Below are 13,542 nucleotides of genomic sequence, written 5' to 3'. Positions count from 1 at the left end.
CGTCACGACGGGCTTGGTGCCGGCGGCTGCCGCCCTGTCGGCGCCGGCCCCCGATCTGGAGATCACCAAGACGGCGTCGGCGAAGAGGGTCGCCCTCGGGGACACCCTCACGTTCACCATCAGGGCGACGAACAACGGCGAGCGGGACCTCCCCGACGTGCGCTTCACCGACGATCTCGGCGGCACCCTCGACGACGCCGTCTACGACCGCAACGCCCGGACCACCCTCGGCCGGGTCGCGTACGCCGAGCCCGTGCTCTCCTACTCGGGTGCCATCCCGGCCGGGAGGACGGCGACCGTCACCTACTCGGTCACCGTGGGCGGCGAGGACGGTGGCGACGGCGGCGACGGCCGGCTCGGCGGCGGCCTGGAGGTCCAGTCCCCGCGGTCCAACTGCGGCACCGGCACCAAGGACGCCCGGTGCACGGCGGCGCCCGTGGCCGAGGAGGTCGGGGAGCTCGGGGCTCCCCGTACCGACCTCGGCGACGAGGAGAGTCACGACCACAGCCTCGAACAGGGCCATGAGGACGGTCTCCACGGGGAGGGCGCCGAGGACGGTGCCCAGGGTGGGGCGGGCGTGCCGCCGGCCCCCGGTGGCCCCGGCAGTGCGGCGGGCGCCGGGCACGCCGGTGCCCCGGCCCACGACAGCGGTGACGGCAACGGCAGCGGGGCCGTCGGCCAGATCGCGGCCGCCGGCCACGACGGCGAGCGGCTCTGGCTGCTCGGCGGAGTGGCCCTGGCACTCTCGGCCGCCGGCGCCATCGCGCTCGCGGCGACGCGCGACCGGGGGAACCATTGATCACGTGAGCGCGACCGGTCGGGCCGTCGTCGGGGGACGGCACGCGACCGGGCCGGACCGGTGTCCGCACGCCGACCGGCGGCGCGTGACGGTCCGAAACCGTCTCCGGGAGACGCGGGCCCGGTCGGCCGTCCGGGCCCGCCCCCGACGGTCCCCGCCGGGCGGCAGGTCCGGGCCCGGCGAGTGACCGGACCACCAGGCACACCGCCTGCCCTGGGCCGAACCGGCGGCCCCGGACCGGGCGCACGTGTCCCGGGCCGGTCTCCGGTGGTCCCCCGGGGCGGCGCGCAGCCGGTCACCGGCCGCGGCCAACGGTCGTGGGCAGGTCTCCGACGATCTCCGGCGGTCTCCGGCCACGGAGTCCGCCGTACGTTTGAGCGGTTCCAGGAAGGGCTAGGTTTCGCGACATGGTCTCTGAGCACGAGCACGCCGCAAGAGTTCTCGTCGCCTCCAACCGGGGCCCGGTCACGTACGCCTTCCGGGAGGACGGCACGCTCGACGCGCGGCGCGGCGGCGGCGGACTGGTGTCCGGACTGTCGGCCATCGGCCCCGAGGCGGACGCCCTGTGGGTGTGCTCCGCACTCGGTGACGGGGACCGCGAGGCGGTGCGGCGCGGGATCGGCGAACCGGGCGTGCGGATGCTGGACATCGACGCCGCCGTGCATGCCGACGCGTACAACGGCATCGCGAACTCGGTCCTGTGGTTCGTCAACCACATGCTTTACCAGACACCGCTGGAGCCCGTCTTCGACGCCGGGTTCCGGCGCCAGTGGGTGGCGTACGAGGCGTACAACCAGGCCTTCGCGCAGGCCCTGGCCGAGTCGGCCGGCCCGGACGCGACCGTACTGGTGCAGGACTACCACCTCGCGCTGGTACCGGGCATGCTCCGGGACCTGCGGCCCGATCTGCGCATCGGCCACTTCTCGCACACTCCGTGGGCCCCGCCGGAGTACTTCCGGATGCTCCCGGACGACATCGCCGAGCAGTTGCTCCTCGGGATGCTCGGGGCGAACCGGCTGGGGTTCCTGACCCAGCGGTGGCTCGGCGCCTTCCAGGACTGCTGCCACCGGGTCCTGGCCGACCACGACGTGGACCCGCACTGGCCGAAGGACGGGCCGCCCAGCCTCGAGTACCGGCTGCGGGGGCACCGCCGGCGGCGGACCGAGCTCGGGGTGCACGGCCTGGGCGCCGACGCGGACTTCCTGCGGGAGCGGTCGCGCAGGGCGGACGTGGACGAGCGCATGGCCGCGCTGCGCGAGCAGATCGGCGGCGACGAGCGCGGACCGGACCGCCGGAGGACGATCGTGCGCGTGGACCGGACCGAGCTGTCCAAGAACATCGTGCGCGGACTGCTCGCGTACCGCACCCTGCTGGACGAGCACCCGGAATGGCGCGAGCGGGTCGTGCACCTCGCCTTCGCCTACCCCTCGCGCCAGGACCTGGCCGTGTACCGCGACTACACGGCCGAGGTCTCCCGGGTCGCGGAGGAGATCAACGCCCGGTACGGCACGCCCGGCTGGACCCCGGTGCTCCTGCACGTCAAGGACGACTTCGCCCGCTCGCTGGCGGCGTACCGGATGGCCGACGTCGCCCTCGTGAACCCCATCCGCGACGGGATGAACCTCGTCGCCAAGGAGATCCCGGTCGTCTCCGAGGCGGGCTGCGCGCTGGTGCTGTCGCGCGAGGCGGGCGCGTACGCGGAACTCGGCGACGACGCGCTGGTGGTGAACCCGTACGACGTGACGGGCACCGCCGACGCACTCCACCGGGCGCTGTCCATGCCGGACACCGAACGCGCGGAGCGCAGCAAGCGCCTGGCCGCGGCGGCGACCGCGCTGCCACCGCAGCAGTGGTTCCTGGACCAGCTGCACGCGCTGGAGGCGCTGGACGAGGGCGTCACGGAGGCGGACTGACACGGGGCGGGTGGGCCCGGCGGCACGCGCCGCTCCCGTACGCGCACCCGCCCCTGCCCGTAACGGGCTCCACCCCCCGCTGTACGAGCGCGACCGGGCCCGCGCCGGGCTCCGCCCCGCACCGGCGGCGACCGGTGCCACGTCGGGCAGGGGCGGCGGCCCGAGCCGACTGGGCGGACGCGGCAACCGGTCGATCCTCAACCTCGGGGGTCGATGCGGTCCGCCAGGGCGGCGAGGAACGCGACGACGGCGGCGGGACCGGGCAGCGGGAGGTCGGCGCGCTCGGCGAGTTCGGGGACCTCGCCGCCGCTGCAGAGGAGCAGTCCGGGCACTCCGTCCGAACGGAGCTTCTCCACGGCGGCGAAGGCGGCCAGATCACCGAGGTCGTCGCCGGCGTAGACGACCGCGGAAGCGTTCACCTCGCGGACGTACTCGGCGAGCGCGATGCCCTTGTCGACGCCCGGCGGGCGCACTTCGAGGACGAGGCGGCCGGGTTCGACGATCAGTCCGTGGCGCGCGGCGAGATCGGCGATCGGCTCGCGCAGCGCCTCGAACGCGGCCTGCGGGTCGTCGGCGCGGCGGGTGTGCACGGCGACCGCGCGGCCCTTCTCCTCGATCCAGGTGCCCTGCCACACCCCCATCGAGTCGAGGAGGCCGGGCAGCTCGGCCCGTACCGCGGCGACGCCCGGGTGCTCGGGCTGGGCGTGGACGGTGCCGCTGACGGCGTCCCACCGCTCGGCACCGTAGTGCCCCAGGACGACGAGGTGTTCCAGACCCTCGATGCCGGCGAACCCGCCGTACCGGACGGCGACCCCGGCCGGCCGACCGGTCACCACGACGACCGACCTCACGAGCGGCGCGAGTCGCGCCAGCGAGGGCACCGTCGAGGGATGCGCCCTCGCCTGCTCGGGATCCGGGACGATCTCCGCCAGCGTCCCGTCGAAATCCAGTGCGACCACGCTGTCCGAGGGCCGTTCGAGGACCGCGGCGAGCCCCTCGCGGCCGGCGGCGGTGGTCGGTTCCGGCAGTGCGTTGGAATAGCTGCCCATGGTCCGACCCTATCGACGCGGCCCCCGCTCAGCTACGGCGCGCGGCGATCTCCACGGCGCGTCACCGCCGCGCCCGCCGCGCTTCCCGGACCCGCCGCAGACGGTTCACCGTCACGGGGTCGTGAGCGAGGGCTCGCGGGTCGTCCAGGAGGGCGTTGAGGAGCTGGTAGTAGCGGGTGGGGGAGATACCGAGCTCTTCCCGTATCGCCCGCTCCTTGGCGCCGGGCCCGGCCCACGACGCCCGCTCGAAGGCCAGCACGGCGCGGTCCCGCCCGGGGAGGTCGTCGAGGTCGTCGGTCATATCAGCAACATAACCGTCCCCCCGGACAGCGCAGTGCCCCCGGCGAACGGGTGATTCCGGCCAGACTTCTCCGCGCCGGGCGCACACCCGGCGCCCGGCAGGAGCGCGACGCCGCACGCGCCCGTCCCGGAACCCCGCCCCGCCCGGAGACACGATCCGCTCCCCGACCCCCCGCCCGCCCCGGTCGCCGGCGTTCGCCCCACTCGCCGGCATTCGCCGAGCGGAAGCCACGGGGACCGACCGCGGACCGCACCGCCGCCCCGAGACCTCGGCCACGGACGAGGTCCGGGACGCGGCCCGGACCGCCCCGCCCGCGCTATTCCGCGTCCGCCTCGCTCTCCGCCTTCGCCGCGTCGTTCGCGATCCGGTTCAGCACCGTCGCCGGGTCCCCCTGCGGTGCGACGGCGTCGCCGATGTTCCGCTTCACACTCGCGCTGACCTTCGCCCAGGACATCTCGCCGGACGGGTACAGCTCGGACGTCGGGAGCGCCTCGAGGAACTTCCACAGGCGCTTGTGCCTGCCGTCCGCCGCCATGGCCTCGCTCGCGCTCACCGTCACCGGGAGGATGTCGTAACGGCCGGAGAACTCCAGGACGTTCGTGTCGCTGTAGGCGAAGTCGAGGAATCGGCCGATCTCCTTGCGGTGGCCGTTCTGCTTGAACGCCATCATCCAGTCCGCCACGCCCATCGACGCCCGGGCCTTGCCGTCCACGCCGGGCATGGGGACCATCCCGACCCGGATGCCCTTCTTCTCGGCCTGCTGCATGAGGGTGGGATGGCCGCTGAGCATGCCGACCTCGCCTCGGGTGAACGCCTCGAAGGCCTGGGCGCGGTCCAGTTTCCCGGGCGCGACGGGTCCGGTGAGCCCGGGGGTGACGAGGTTGTCCTTCAGCCAGGTGAACGTGGCGACGTTCTGCTCGGAGTCGATGTCGTAGGTGCCGCCGTTGCGGTCGCGGTAACCGCCGCCCCCGCTCAGCATCCAGATCATCGTCTCGGCCTGCGACTCCTCGGAGCCCAGCGGCAGGGCGAAAGGGTACTTCACCCCGCGCGCCTTCAGCCGCTCCGCCGCGGCGCGCAGCTGCGACCAGTCGGCCGGGGCCTCGACGCCGGCGTCGGCGAACAGCTTCTCGTTGAAGAACAGCAGCCGCGTGCTGGCCGCGAACGGCAGGCCGTACTGCACCCGCTCGGTCTGGCCCGCCTCGCTCAGCTCCGGCAGGAAGTCGGCCTGCGTCGGGATCGTGACGAGTTCGTCGACGCGGTACAGCCTGTCCTCGTTGGCGTAGTCGGCGTAGGCGCCGATCTGGGCGATGTCCGGGGCGTCGCCGTCTGCCACCATCTCGGCGACCTTGCGGTCGACGTCCTTCCAGGAGTGGACCTCGACGTCGACCGTGACGCCGGGGTTGCCCGCCTCGAACCGGTCCGCGAGTTCGTCCCAGTACTTCTGCGAGGAGTCCTCCGCGCCGTTCCCGTAGTCGGCGGCGACCAGCCGGAGGGTCACGTCGTCCGATCCCCCTGTGCTGCCGCACCCCGTCAGGGCGATCGTCGTACCGAGTGCGACCCCCGCCGCCACCAGAGAGATGTAGCGCCGCTGCACGCTGTGTTCCCCACCTAGTTGTGCTTGATCCTTGGAGGTAGAGGTCTACACCACACTGCGGACGATTGCGAAACGGGACCGGTCACCGCTTTGTATGCACGCGCAACAATCCGAGTAGTGGACTAGACCTTTTCTGGTCCGACGCGCGAGACTGTACGCGTGAGACACGTCATCGCCCTCGATGTGGGCGGCACCGGGATGAAGGCCGCCCTCGTCGGGGCGGACGGCACGCTGCTGTACGAGGCACGCCGGGCGACCGGCAGGGAGCGCGGGCCCGAGGCCGTCGTCGAGGCCGCCCTCGGCTTCGCCGCGGAGCTGCGCGCCCACGGCGAGGAGCGGTACGGCCGAAGCGCCGTGGCAGCCGGTGTCGCGGTGCCCGGCATCGTCGACACCCCGAACGGCGTCGCCGTCTACGCGGCCAACCTCGGCTGGCGCGACGTCCCCCTGCGCGCGCTGCTCCGCGAACGGCTCGGCGGGGTACCCGTCGCCCTCGGCCACGACGTCCGCACCGGCGGGCTCGCGGAGGGCCGCCTCGGGGCGGGCCGCGGCACGGATCGCTTCCTGTTCGTCCCGCTCGGCACGGGCATCGCCGGGGCCATCGGCATCGGCGGCGCGATCGAGGAGGGCGCGCACGGCTGCGCCGGCGAGATCGGCCACATCGTCGTCCGGCCCGGTGGCCCGGAGTGCGGCTGCGGCCGGCGCGGTTGTCTGGAGACACTGGCCTCCGCCTCGGCCGTGTCCCGCGCGTGGGCGGCTGCGAGCGGCGACCCGGAGGCCGACGCGGCCGACTGCGCCCAGGCCGTCGCCTCCGGGGACGGGGCCGCGGCACAGGTGTGGCAGCAGGCGGTCGACGCCCTCGCCGACGGCCTGGTCACCGCCCTCACGCTGCTGGACCCCCGGACGCTGATCGTCGGTGGCGGGCTGGCGGAGGCGGGAGAAACCTTGTTCACACCACTGCGGACCGCGGTGGAGGCACGCGTCACCTTCCAGAAGCTGCCCGAGATCGTCCCGGCGGCCCTCGGGGACACCGCCGGCTGCCTCGGCGCCGCGCTCCTCGCCTGGGACCAGCTCGACACGCCCGACACACTCACCACGGAGGTAACCGGCTGATGGCCGACCGGATGGTTCTCACGGGCGCCCGGGTGGTGCTGCCCACCGGGGTCGTCGAGAACGGGCGGGTGACCGTCGAGGGGACCCGGATCTCCGGGAACGCCCCCACCGACGCCCCCTGCGTCGACCTGTCCGGCCACTGGCTGGTCCCCGGCTTCGTGGACATGCACAACCACGGGGGCGGAGGGGCCTCGTTCACCTCCGGGTCGGCCGAGGACGTGCTCACCGGCGTACGCACCCACCACGAGCACGGCACCACGACGATGGTCGCCTCCACCGTGACCGGCGACATGGACTTCCTGACCCGCCGCGCCGGGTTCCTCTCGGAGCTGGTGGAACAGGGCGACCTGGCCGGCATCCACTTCGAGGGCCCGTTCATCTCGCCCTGCCGCAAGGGCGCCCACAGCGGGGAACTGCTGCGCGACCCCGACCCGGCGGAGGTGCGCAAGCTGCTCGACGCCGCCCGCGGCACCGCGCGGATGGTGACCCTCGCCACCGAACTGCCCGGCGGGATCGCGTCCGTACGGCTGCTCGCTGAGCACGGCGTGATCGCCGCGATCGGGCACACCGACGCCACCTACGAGCAGACCGTCGCGGCGATCGACGCGGGCGCCACGGTCGCCACGCACCTCTTCAACGCCATGCCCGCCCTCGGCCACCGGGCACCCGGGCCGATCGCCGCGCTGCTGGAGGACGAGCGGGTCACCGTCGAGCTGATCAACGACGGTACGCATCTGCACCCGGCGGCCCTGGAGCTGGCCTTCCACCGGGCGGGCGCCGCGCGGGTCGCTTTCATCACGGACGCGATGGACGCGGCGGGCTTCGGCGACGGCGTCTACCACCTCGGGCCGCTGGAGGTCGAGGTCAAGGAGGGCGTCGCCCGGCTCGTGGAGGGCGGCTCGATCGCAGGCTCCACCCTCACCCTCGACACCGCGTTCCGCCGGGCCGCGACCGTCGACGGGCTGTCCGTCGAGGACGTCGTCCGGGCGATCTCCGCGAACCCGGCCCGGCTGCTGGGCGTCCACGACAGGGTGGGGTCGATCGAGCCCGGCAAGGACGCCGATCTCGTGGTGCTGGACGCCGACTTCATGCTCAAGGGCGTGATGCGCAAGGGCGCGTGGGTGGTCGAGCCATAACGGCCGGAGCGCGGCGGGTCGGAGGCGGTCGGCGTACGGGGGACTGGGCCAACCGCCCGGTTTTTGGCATGATCAGAACCCGTCCGGCGAAGGCGCACGCATGCTCAGGGGGTGTCACGGTGATCCTCACGGTCACGCTGAACACCGCCCTCGATCTGACGTACCGCGTTCCCTCCCTCGTGCCGCACGGCTCCCACCGGGTCTCCGAGGTCGACGAACGCCCGGGCGGCAAGGGGCTGAACGTCGCCCGGGTGCTGGCCGCGCTCGGCCACGAGGCGGTCGTCACCGGTTTCGCCGGCGGCCCCAACGGCGAGACCCTGCGCGATCGGCTGGCCGGGCTCCCCGTGCGCGACGCGCTTGTGCCGGTCGCCGGGAACACCCGGCGCACGCTCGCCGTGGTCGACGCCTCGACCGGCGACACCACCCAGTTCAACGAACCCGGCCCGACGGTCACGCCCGAGGAGTGGGCCGCGCTCCTCACCACGTACGACTCGCTGCTGCGCAAGGCCCAAGCGGTCGCGCTGTGCGGCAGCCTCCCGCCGGGCATCCACGTCGGAGCCTATGCCGAGCTGGTCCGCCGGGCCCGTGCGGCCGGGGTCCCGGCCCTGCTGGACACCAGCGGCGAACCGCTGCGCCGCGGCATCGCGGCCCGCCCCGACCTGGTCAAGCCCAACGCCCACGAGCTGGCCCAGCTCACCGGTTCCCGCGAGCCGCTGCGCGCCACGCACGCCGCCCGCCGCCGCGGCGCCCGCACCGTGGTCTCCTCCCTGGGCCCCGACGGCATCCTCGCCGCCACGCCGGAGGGCATCTGGCAGGCCGCCCCGCCCGGGAAGGTCCTCGGCAACCCCACCGGCGCCGGCGACTCGGCCGTGGCCGGGCTGCTCTCGGGCCTCGTGGAGGCCCTCCCCTGGCCGGACCGCCTCGCCCGCGCGGTGGCGCTCGCCACGGCCACCGTCCTCGCCCCCACGGCCGGGGACTTCGACCGCGCCTCCTACGAGGACCTGCTCCCCCGGATCACGGTGACGGAGCACGCCCCGGCGGCGTGACCGGCACGGCATTGGCGATCACGGTCGGCACGCCGACCGCCGCCCAGGCGGAGCTCACGACGGCGTACGCGAAGTGCAACACCACCGGCGGCTGGGGAGGCGTCACAGTCATTCGTAAGCCCCGAGTCGGTGCCGTCAGCTCCGGACCTGTCCCTGCTTGAGGGACACCTGGTCGAGAAGCGCCTCACACTGATCGCCCTGCTCGCAGGAGATCTTGAGGGTGTTCGCACCCTTCTTGAGGTTGACGTAGGCGTAGGTGCGGGTCCAGCCCTTCTCCCAGTCGCCCTCCTTGGCCTGCGCGAAGTTCGACATGTTGATCGAACGGGGCTGCCCGTCGTTGATCGTGAGCGAGGTCTTCGCATCCTTGCCCGGGACGCTGTAGGTGATGAAAAGCGTGTACGCGCCGTCGGAGGGGATGTCCACCGACCAGCTGGCCGAACCGCCCGGACCGTTGAACATCACGTAGGCACCGTCGGCGCCCTTCGCCCCCTTGATGTCCTTGGCGAGCGCCGCGGGCGGGCCGAGCCTGAGCGTCGCGGCGTCCTGTTTCGGCAGCTCGGCCGGCTGTTCCTCGGAGTCCTTGGACGGCTCGTCGCTCGGTCCCACCTCGTCGGCGGGCGCGGTGTTGCCCGGGTTGGCCCGCGGGTCGTCCTTCTCGTCGCCGCCGCTGGTCCACAGGGCGGCGCCGATGCCGATCACCACCACGGCCACCACCGCGACCGCGCCGATGAGCAGGCCCCTGGTGTTCGGCCCGCGGCTCCGGCCGCCTCCGCCGTCCGAGGGCATCGGGACCTGGCGGGTCGGGGCACCGCCGGGGTAGGTCTCCGGCGCCGCGTACTGGGGGCTGGGCTGCTGGCCGTACTGCGGCTGGTGCGGGACCTGGCCGTACTGCTGCCCGGCCTGCTGCTGCCCGTACTGGCGCTCGCCGACCGTTCTGACCTGGTTGTACGACGTCCTGGGCACACCGGGCTGGGCGGCCGGACCGGGGTAGCCGTAGCCGCCCTGGCGGGGAGTTGAGGAGCCCGCCTGCTGCCCGTCCGCGTACAGGTAGCCGAACGGATCGTCGTCCTCGGGCTTGCTCGCGCCGTTGTTCCCGGCCGTCATCCCTGGGTCACTCCTATCCTTGCTCGCCAGCCGTCGCCGACCGGCCGAGCCTACCCCGTCTGAGCTACTCCAAGGACGGCGCCGGGGGCCCGGCCGGTTCCCCCGCTTTTGTGGTCCGACGCGTGCGGGGACCCCTATCCGGCGCGTCTGTGGACCTTGGCCCGGGACCGCTTCTCGATGTACATCCGCTGGTCGGCGGACTGCAGCACCTCCTCGACGGACATGCCGCAGACCGCCCAACCGATCCCGAAGCTCGCCCCGACCCGGACCGCCCTCCCGTCCACCCGGATCGGCGGAATGATCGCGTTCCGCAGGCGAACGGCCAGGTCGGCGGCGTCGGCGGCGCCGAGGCCGTCGGCGAGGACGACGAATTCGTCACCTCCGAGCCGGGCGACGGTGTCCCCGTCCCGCACACCGGTGGTGAGCCTGCGCGCGACCTCGATCAGGACGGCGTCGCCGGTGTTGTGCCCGAAACGGTCGTTGATCGACTTGAAGCCGTCCAGGTCGCAGAAGAGCACGGCGAGGCCCTTCGTGCCGTCGTCGGTCTCACCGTCCCCGGCGGGAGCGACGGCGTGCACATGATGGTCGTAGGGGATGCCGGGCCCGTCGAAGTCGAATCCGTCGCCGCGGAAGGCGCCGTCGGCGTCGCCCTCGCCGTATCCACCCGCGTAGCCGTTCTCGCCGTAGCCCCCGTCCGCGTAGTCGCCGTACGGGTAGTCCGGCACGTCCAGGGTCCGGCCGGCCTCCTGTCGCACCCCCTGGGGCCGCTCGCACAGCCGGGCGCTGAGCCGGGCGCGCAGCTCGGCGTTGTTGGGCAGGCCGGTCAGCGCGTCGTGGCTGGCCCGGTGCGCGAGGTGGAGCTCGTGCCGCTTGCGCTCCTCGATGTCCTCGACGTGCGTGAGCAGGAAGCGGGGGCCGTCGGCGGTGTCGGCGACGACGGAGTTGCGCAGCGACACCCAGACGTACGTGCCGTCGCGCCGGCCGAGGCGCAGTTCGGCGCGGCCTCCCTCGGCGGAGGTCCGCAGCAGGGTACCGATGTCCTCGGGGTGGACGAGATCGGCGAAGGAGTAGCGGCGCATCGCCGACGCCGGACGGCCGAGCAGCCGGCAGAGGGCGTCGTTGGCGCGGAGCAGCCGGCCGTGCTGGTCGCCGCCCATCTCCGCGATGGCCATGCCGCTCGGCGCGTACTCGAACGCCTGCCGGAACGACTCCTCGCTGGCGCGCAGGGCCTGCTGTTCGCGCTCCAGACGGACCAACGCGCGTTGCATGTTTGCTCGGAGCCGGGCGTTGCTTATCGCAATCGCCGACTGTGACGCGTACATCTGGAGCGCTTCCTGACCCCATGCGCCCGGACGGCGTCCGTTGCGGGGCTTGTCGACCGAGATGACGCCGAGCAGTTCACGTCCGCCGCCCGAGGCGTACATCGGCGCGTAGAGCCGGTCCTGGGGGTGCCACTCGCCCTCGAAGCGCGGCTCGGGCCCTTCCGTGTACCACTGCGGAACGTCGTCCTCCAGCAGCACCCAGCCCTCGGTGTGGGGTATGAAGCGCAACTCGCCCCAGGCCTCACCCATGCCGAGCCGGCGCTCCCAGGAGGTCCGGGAGCCGACGCGCCCGGTGATCAGGGCCTCCGCCGCGGTGTTCCCGGCGAAGGCGGCGACGACGAGATCCCCGTCAGGGCGTACGAGATTGACGCATGCCAGCTCGTACCCCAGGCCGGCCACGATGCCGTCGGCGACGGTCTGCAGCGTGTCCGCCAGGCTGCGGGCCGTGTTGAGGTTCGCCACGACCTGATGCAGCTGCCTCAGGGTCGCAAGACGGACGTACGGCTCCGACTCGGTCTCCATCGCTCGCTCTCCCCGAGACCTCGAACAGCTGACTCCAGGTTCCTCATCGACTTCGCTGGTGCACCCTTTCGGTGCAGTGTCCCCGCCACTGAATCACAGCGAGCTGTCCACCCGGTACACAGGGTCAACAAATACCGGCCTCTGTGACTCAAGTCACAACAGATGATGATGGGGATCGCATGCGCCGCTACGGTCTTCCGTCCTTCCTGAACGCAAATCCGGACAGCCGCCGGGGAGAGCGGGACGGGGGTCCGGCCGCCGGCCGACCGGGCGTGCCCCCGGCCCGGAGTCCTAGGACCCGGCTGGTCCTGTGGCCCGATGTGCCGCAGCGCGGGACGAGGTTAGCGTTCGACCGTGCCACAGACGAGTCCCACCCCGAGTTCCGCGACCATCCTCCATGCTGAGGGGGTGAGCGACGACGAGTTCCGTGCCGCGATGTCCCGGCTTGCCGCCGGAGTGGTGCTGATCACGGCGCACGAACCGCCCTTGACCGAGGACGGGCCGCGCGGCGAGGACGTCGGTATGACCGCGACGGCGTTCATGTCGGTCTCGCTCGACCCGCCACTGGTCCTCGTGAGCCTGCGCAACGGCTCGCGCATGGACGACCTGCTGGCCGAACAGCCCACGTGGGGCGCGTCGGTGCTGTCCGAGAGCCAGCGGCACATCGCCGGGCGGTTCTCGATGAAGGGACGCATCAGCGACCGGCTCCTCTTCGAGGACATCCCGTACGCCCGCGGGGAGTTGTGCGGCGCACCCCTGATCGGCGGGGCGCTGGCGGTCCTCGAATGCCGCACCGAGCAGCGCGTCGAGGCCGGCGACCACACCCTCGTGATCGGCCGCGTCCTGAAGGCGGGCCTGCCCAGCTCGGACGGCGGTCCCCTGACCTACTTCCGGGGGCGCTACCGGCACCTGGGCTGACGCGCTGCGGCTCAGGCGGGCAGGGGTCGGAGGCCGTCCGGCCGGGGCCGCAGGTCGCGCCCGGGCAGGGCGCGGGGCCCCTGCCGCGGGCGCGGGACCGGAAGGCGGGCCCGGTACGGCGGCGGGCGACGGGGCTCGGGAACTCCGGTGGGCCGGGACCGAAGACGGTCCGGGGCGGAACCGGGCGACGGGCTCGCCCCGGTCACCAGTCGCGGGCGCTCCGGCCTCGTTTGGTCTCCCCCCGGCGCTTCTTCTCCCGCAGGCGGCGTTCGTTGATGCCGCGGGGAATCCTCGTGGGCCGCCGCGGTCGCGGCGGCGGAGCACTGGCCTCCGCGAGGAGCGCCGCCAGACGGACCGCAGCCGCCTCCCGGTTCCGCCACTGGGAGCGGTGTTCCGACGACCGGACGCTGATCACGCCGTCGTTCAGCCGGGACGCGAGGCGCTCCAGCGCCCGCTCCTTCCACACGTCCGGCAGTGCCTCCGTCGCCGCGAGGTCGAAGCGCAGCTCCACCTGGGAGTCGCTCGTGTTGACGTGCTGACCGCCGGGACCCGACGACCGCGAGAAACGCCACATGAGCTCGGCCTCCGGCAGGGAGACCGAGCCGCGGATGGGATATGGCCCGGACATACGTCCCATGGTCGCGTCCATGGACGACCCGCGTCACTTTCTTTTCACGGACCGCGGGGAACCTGGTGGCATACGGTCCGCGTTATGGACGGTGACGGTA

At 73.1% G+C, this 13,542-nt stretch carries 12 protein-coding genes; 6 read left to right on the top strand and 6 right to left on the bottom strand.

Going from position 1 to position 13,542, the window contains the following annotated elements:
- The first annotated feature begins 16 nt into the window (after positions 1-16).
- Both O7595_RS18255 and O7595_RS18250 read left to right on the top strand, forming a co-directional pair.
- Complete coding sequence (locus O7595_RS18255; protein WP_269729717.1) at positions 17-799, top strand: DUF7927 domain-containing protein; 783 nt, start codon at positions 17-19, stop codon at positions 797-799.
- 407 nt (positions 800-1,206) lie between these two features.
- The gene (locus tag O7595_RS18250; protein WP_269729716.1) at positions 1,207-2,712 is read left to right on the top strand and encodes an alpha,alpha-trehalose-phosphate synthase (UDP-forming); all 1,506 of its coding nucleotides are present in this window, start codon (positions 1,207-1,209) and stop codon (positions 2,710-2,712) included.
- Between the two features lie 197 nt (positions 2,713-2,909).
- Here O7595_RS18250 and otsB read toward each other — a convergent pair whose 3' ends face one another.
- From otsB to O7595_RS18235, 3 genes are all read right to left on the bottom strand, one after another.
- Positions 2,910-3,761, bottom strand: a complete 852-nt coding sequence (gene otsB, locus O7595_RS18245; RefSeq protein ID WP_269729715.1) for a trehalose-phosphatase — start codon at positions 3,759-3,761, stop codon at positions 2,910-2,912.
- Positions 3,762-3,822: 61 nt separating this feature from the next.
- On the bottom strand, positions 3,823-4,062 hold the full coding sequence (locus tag O7595_RS18240; RefSeq protein ID WP_269729714.1) for a DUF3263 domain-containing protein: 240 nt from the start codon (positions 4,060-4,062) through the stop codon (positions 3,823-3,825).
- Positions 4,063-4,378: 316 nt separating this feature from the next.
- Complete coding sequence (locus O7595_RS18235) at positions 4,379-5,656, bottom strand: ABC transporter substrate-binding protein (protein ID WP_269729713.1); 1,278 nt, start codon at positions 5,654-5,656, stop codon at positions 4,379-4,381.
- 159 nt (positions 5,657-5,815) lie between these two features.
- Between O7595_RS18235 and O7595_RS18230 the strand changes: the two genes are divergently transcribed.
- From O7595_RS18230 to O7595_RS18220, 3 genes are all read left to right on the top strand, one after another.
- Positions 5,816-6,766, top strand: a complete 951-nt coding sequence (locus O7595_RS18230) for an ROK family protein (protein WP_269729712.1) — start codon at positions 5,816-5,818, stop codon at positions 6,764-6,766.
- Entirely contained in the window at positions 6,766-7,902 is a 1,137-nt protein-coding gene (gene nagA / locus O7595_RS18225; RefSeq protein ID WP_269729711.1) for an N-acetylglucosamine-6-phosphate deacetylase, read from the top strand. Before O7595_RS18230 ends, nagA begins: the two co-directional genes overlap by 1 nt.
- A gap of 119 nt (positions 7,903-8,021) precedes the next feature.
- Complete coding sequence (locus O7595_RS18220) at positions 8,022-8,948, top strand: 1-phosphofructokinase family hexose kinase (protein ID WP_269732528.1); 927 nt, start codon at positions 8,022-8,024, stop codon at positions 8,946-8,948.
- Between the two features lie 135 nt (positions 8,949-9,083).
- Here the strand turns inward: O7595_RS18220 and O7595_RS18215 are convergent, their stop codons facing one another.
- Positions 9,084-10,052, bottom strand: a complete 969-nt coding sequence (locus O7595_RS18215) for a carbohydrate-binding protein (protein WP_269729710.1) — start codon at positions 10,050-10,052, stop codon at positions 9,084-9,086.
- A 134-nt stretch (positions 10,053-10,186) separates the two neighbouring features.
- Positions 10,187-11,896 (bottom strand): diguanylate cyclase CdgB, encoded by a 1,710-nt coding sequence (gene cdgB, locus O7595_RS18210; protein WP_269729709.1) that lies wholly within the window; start codon positions 11,894-11,896, stop codon positions 10,187-10,189.
- 408 nt (positions 11,897-12,304) lie between these two features.
- Between cdgB and O7595_RS18205 the strand changes: the two genes are divergently transcribed.
- Positions 12,305-12,814, top strand: coding sequence for a flavin reductase family protein (locus O7595_RS18205; protein WP_269729708.1), 510 nt, complete (start codon positions 12,305-12,307; stop codon positions 12,812-12,814).
- A gap of 202 nt (positions 12,815-13,016) precedes the next feature.
- On the opposite strand, the gene arfB is transcribed toward O7595_RS18205, so the two are convergent.
- The gene (gene arfB, locus O7595_RS18200) at positions 13,017-13,451 is read right to left on the bottom strand and encodes an alternative ribosome rescue aminoacyl-tRNA hydrolase ArfB (RefSeq protein WP_269729707.1); all 435 of its coding nucleotides are present in this window, start codon (positions 13,449-13,451) and stop codon (positions 13,017-13,019) included.
- Positions 13,452-13,542 lie beyond the last annotated feature (91 nt).

Origin of the sequence: Streptomyces sp. WMMC940, assembly GCF_027460265.1 — a bacterium.
Taxonomy (GTDB): Bacteria; Actinomycetota; Actinomycetes; order Streptomycetales; family Streptomycetaceae; genus Streptomyces.
This window is presented reverse-complemented; position numbering and strand designations above follow the sequence as displayed.

What these genes read in the sequence shown, in the direction of transcription:
- O7595_RS18250 (WP_269729716.1), top strand. Translation starts at nt 1,207, where the DNA reads ATGGTCTCTGAGCACGAGCACGCCGCAAGAGTTCTCGTCGCCTCCAAC.
- otsB (WP_269729715.1), bottom strand. Translation starts at nt 3,761, where the DNA reads ATGGGCAGCTATTCCAACGCACTGCCGGAACCGACCACCGCCGCCGGC.
- arfB (WP_269729707.1), bottom strand. Translation starts at nt 13,451, where the DNA reads ATGGGACGTATGTCCGGGCCATATCCCATCCGCGGCTCGGTCTCCCTG.
- O7595_RS18215 (WP_269729710.1), bottom strand. Translation starts at nt 10,052, where the DNA reads ATGACGGCCGGGAACAACGGCGCGAGCAAGCCCGAGGACGACGATCCG.
- nagA (WP_269729711.1), top strand. Translation starts at nt 6,766, where the DNA reads ATGGCCGACCGGATGGTTCTCACGGGCGCCCGGGTGGTGCTGCCCACC.
- cdgB (WP_269729709.1), bottom strand. Translation starts at nt 11,896, where the DNA reads ATGGAGACCGAGTCGGAGCCGTACGTCCGTCTTGCGACCCTGAGGCAG.
- O7595_RS18240 (WP_269729714.1), bottom strand. Translation starts at nt 4,062, where the DNA reads ATGACCGACGACCTCGACGACCTCCCCGGGCGGGACCGCGCCGTGCTG.